The organism is Holdemanella sp. (assembly GCF_056804935.1).
In genome coordinates this window covers 1-1,744 of the sequence record NZ_DBMEXE010000277.1, presented here as the reverse complement: position 1 = coordinate 1,744, position 1,744 = coordinate 1, and the positions used below count along the sequence as shown (strand labels likewise).

3 protein-coding genes are annotated in these 1,744 nt (G+C 32.2%); 2 read left to right on the top strand and 1 reads right to left on the bottom strand.

Annotated features, from left to right (window positions below; all coding sequences use genetic code 11):
- Positions 1 to 169 precede the first annotated feature (169 nt).
- Both ACZQCL_RS09295 and ACZQCL_RS09290 read left to right on the top strand, forming a co-directional pair.
- Positions 170 to 334: a hypothetical protein gene (locus tag ACZQCL_RS09295; RefSeq protein WP_337618339.1), complete on the top strand. Its 165-nt coding sequence runs from the start codon at positions 170 to 172 to the stop codon at positions 332 to 334.
- Positions 334 to 801, top strand: a complete 468-nt coding sequence (locus tag ACZQCL_RS09290) for a PTS sugar transporter subunit IIA (RefSeq protein WP_337531640.1) — start codon at positions 334 to 336, stop codon at positions 799 to 801. The genes ACZQCL_RS09295 and ACZQCL_RS09290 overlap by 1 nt, the downstream gene beginning before the upstream one ends.
- 125 nt (positions 802 to 926) lie before the next feature.
- Here ACZQCL_RS09290 and ACZQCL_RS09285 read toward each other — a convergent pair.
- The coding region (locus ACZQCL_RS09285; RefSeq protein ID WP_482482990.1) for a YitT family protein at positions 927 to 1,744 on the bottom strand (818 nt) is incomplete at its 5' end.

Below are 1,744 nucleotides of genomic sequence, written 5' to 3'. Positions count from 1 at the left end.
TTGCACATAAGAATTATTTACCACAATTTAAGTCTACAATTGAAAAATTAGAAAAAGAAAATGTAACAATCAAAGATTCAGTAGTGAACGAGATTATTGCTCATGAGCGTTAAAAAAAGAAGTATTTGGAATACATCCATCGGGTAAAGAAGTTTACAAGTTTGAAATCGTGAATAAACAAGGAATGAAAGCAGTAATCACTAATTTTGGTGCTATTCTAATATCCTTGTTTGTTAAAGATAAAAAGGGTAAAGGAATTCAAATCATTTATGGACCACAAGTGACAGTTATAAAAAGTGATTTTGAAGAATACGTAGAGAAAGTGAGTCAATAATGTTTTTTAGAAAGAAAGTAAATGAATTAGAAATCTTTAAATGCGCGCAAGGAGACATTGTGCCTATTGAAAATGTTCCTGATTCAGTTTTTGCAGACAAATTACTAGGTGATGGAATCGCAATCAACCCTAGTAATGGAGAAATTATTTCACCTGTTGACGGACAAGTTGTTATGATTCAAGATAGTCTTCATGCGATTGGGATTCAATCAGAGGATGGTATTGAAATATTGATTCATGTTGGATTGGATACAGTCGAATTAAAAGGCGAAGGATTCGTTAAGAAAGTGAATATAAATGATAGAGTGAATAAAGGTCAGCCTATTGTATGTTTCGATAAAGAAATGATTGAAGAAAAAGGCTATAATATGATTACGATGATGATAGTTGTTAATGATGAGCGTATTTCTAAATTGGAAAAAGGCGATCAATTAGACAAACTTCTAATAAAAGTTCAATATAAATAATAAAACTGTAGCGATATGTGAGCCGCTACAGTCTTTTTGTATATTAAAAAAACAAAATCTCACAATCCATTTCGAATACAAAAAGGATTATCGAAAGTGCAATTAAACTATGAGGCTAAGTCATTTTAAACGTGATTTTTCTTATTATTCCAAGTACCGATGACTTCATTAACTGTTGATACTGTTACAAAAGCTTCAATATCACTTTCTTGAAGATAATATAGTAATTTTTTATATTCATTGGTAGCCATGATTGTGACAAGCTCTGTATGCTCGGTCTTATCATAACCACCTTTTGCCGAATATAAAGTAACACCACGCTTTAATGTGTTCATTATATAATCTTGAATGACTTCATATTCTTTGGATAATATACAAATCTTCTTTTTCTTATTAAAACCATCAATAAAATAATCTACAGCTTGACCATTGGCTAGTGTTGCCAATGCGCCAACCACTAAAGCGCCAATATCATATACAATTAGACTTGTTGTACAAATGAGTAGTCCGACTAAAGTACAAGCTTTGCCTAGATCCATATGTGTATATTTATTGATAATTTTCGCAATAATATCCGTTCCACCACTCGATGCGTTTACACGAAATAGAATGGTTTGTCCAAATGCTAAAATCAATGTATAGGTGGCCATGTCGAAAACAGCATTTTGTGTTAAAGATACGTTATTTGGATAAATTTTTTCAAATACAGCTAGAAATAAAGGCAATAATAAAGAGGCATAAATCGTTTTTGCCCCAAACTCTTTACCAATTAGAACGATACCTAGAATCAACAATAAGACGTTGATCACAAAGGTAAGTGTAGAAATAGATAGGCTTGTGATTTTAGCTATGGTTTTAAGAAGAAATATATGGCGACACTGATGATAACCTGACCGACTGGGCTCCGGTACTGAACGAAAACAACGAACTAAGGGAGATAGCC

Bases quoted from the DNA above. Each gene is read 5' to 3' on its own strand.
- ACZQCL_RS09290 (WP_337531640.1), top strand. From the start codon at position 334: ATGTTTTTTAGAAAGAAAGTAAATGAATTAGAAATCTTTAAATGCGCG.